Annotated in this window: 1 pseudogene; it reads left to right on the top strand. The window is 33.2% G+C overall.

The features are described 5' to 3' along the window. Positions 1–79 precede the first annotated feature (79 nt). A pseudogene (locus CCY16_RS03060) lies at positions 80–1079 on the top strand (IS630 family transposase). Positions 1080–1100 lie beyond the last annotated feature (21 nt).

Here is a 1100-nt window from a genome sequence, read left to right as displayed (position 1 = left end):
CAATTTCCACTGCACAAGGAACGGATAGGCAATAATGGAAAAGAAGCCATACTGAAGTAAGTAAAATAGTGAAGTTTAAATGGCATTGAAATCAAAATTATTGGATGGAAGGGTCGTAGAATCAGCAAAAGAAATGCTGAAGAAAGTACGAAATAACACATATGTTGCAAAAAAACTAAGTGCTGTAATTGTAGCAAGAAAGCACAGTATAGCAGCCGTAGCAAAAATGTGTTGAATTTCAAGAACAGCACTGACTGTATGGACAAGGTACCTAAAATTTGGAAGAAAAGAAAAATTGTTTGCTACTCCTCAACGTTGCAGAAAAACTAGATTGATCAGAGTCAATTTGAACAAGTTGAAGTATAGATACAAGAAAACTCTAATATTACTATTAAAGAAATGAGAATAGAATCCAGGAAAAATTTGGCTTGAATGTTAGCAAGTCTACAGTACACCTTAATATGCAAAAAATGAGGTTTTCGTATATCACGCTAAGACCAATTCATAATGGACAAGATAAAGGTAGGTAGGAATAGTTAAAAGTTTTTGATGAGACTGTTGGCAAGTATCATGAATAAGAGCTATTTTTCTTTGATTAATCGCGGTTTGGCACACATTCGAAGGTTGGCACGGGTGGTTTTAAAAAAGGCGTTAGAATACAGGTTAAAGTAAAGTTAGGTAGACAAAATTTTTATCTCTACAGTACAGTTAATCCTAGGAATGAAGAGAGTTCTAGCTTATTTGCACCGAATATCAACACTGATTGTATGAATATATTTCTTGAACAAATGTTGCAATATTTAAGAACACAAGAAGCCTTTCTTGTCATGGATTGTGCTAGTTGGCATAATTTAAAAAATTTAAAGATACCTAAAAATATCAAGATTATATACCTATCGCCGTACTTACCTTAGCTTAATCCTATTGGGAAGCTTTGGTTGTATATAAAACAGAACATTTTGCGTAATAAAGTATATAATACAATTGCTTTGCTTGAGAGCGCTTTATGCAAATTTATTATCTCTCCTTCTCGCTCCGCAATAAAACAACTCTGCAATGTCACTTATTTGACCTATTAACAATGAGAATTGGTATAAGGA

It is taken from the genome of Wolbachia endosymbiont of Wuchereria bancrofti, from assembly GCF_002204235.2.
Lineage (GTDB): Bacteria > Pseudomonadota > Alphaproteobacteria > Rickettsiales > Anaplasmataceae > Wolbachia.
This window is presented reverse-complemented; position numbering and strand designations above follow the sequence as displayed.